Source organism: Curtobacterium flaccumfaciens UCD-AKU, assembly GCF_000349565.1.
Lineage (GTDB): Bacteria > Actinomycetota > Actinomycetes > Actinomycetales > Microbacteriaceae > Curtobacterium > Curtobacterium poinsettiae.
Map to the genome: position 1 here is coordinate 1 of NZ_KB714614.1, position 252 is coordinate 252.

1 pseudogene is annotated in these 252 nt (G+C 75.8%); it reads right to left on the minus strand.

Annotated features, from left to right (window positions below):
• Positions 1-43: 43 nt before the first annotated feature.
• Positions 44-252 (minus strand): annotated as a pseudogene (locus H489_RS38205) (ROK family protein); the annotation flags it as partial.

Here is a 252-nt window from a genome sequence, read left to right on the forward strand (position 1 = left end):
CAGCACGGAGCGCCCCGGCCGGCACGCCCCGGCGCGGGTCCGCCTAGCGTGCGCGCGTCACGTCCACGGCCTCGATCGCCAGGGCCAGCGCGCCGGTCACCGAGGCCTTCTCGCCGAGCTGTCCCTGCACCACGTCCGGGGTGCCGTCGACGTCGACGATCAACGACGACTCGAGGGCGTGCCGCATCGGGCCGAGCAGCAGCTCCCCGGCACGGGCGAACTCGCCGGTGACGACGACCCGCTCGGGGTCGA